Source organism: Priestia sp. SIMBA_032 (assembly GCF_046535215.1).
GTDB lineage: Bacteria > Bacillota > Bacilli > Bacillales > Bacillaceae_H > Priestia > Priestia aryabhattai.
In genome coordinates, this window is record NZ_JAWRXD010001566.1 from 1 (window position 1) to 236 (window position 236).

A 236-nucleotide genomic window follows, 5' to 3' on the forward strand; every position below is an offset into this window, starting at 1 on the left:
GTGGCCGTGCACGATCGTGACCGCCTCGGTACCCTCCGGCAGCGTGGTCCTGTCGTTGAGCGTGATCCGCAAAGTGGTCAGGCGTGCGAACCGCTCCAGGAGGAAGCGCTGCCGGCGGTTTATCCCCTCCGGGAGGTCGAGGTTGTGGACGGTGCGCACGACGGGCGTCCGAAGCACCGCGATCCGGAGCAGGAGCAGCGCCGTCAGGAGCTGCCGGGCCAGCGCGCGCAAGGGCG

General features: G+C 70.3%; 1 pseudogene. It reads right to left on the minus strand.

Going from position 1 to position 236, the window contains the following annotated elements:
* Window positions 1-236: pseudogene (locus SB717_RS39560) on the minus strand (hypothetical protein); the annotation flags it as partial.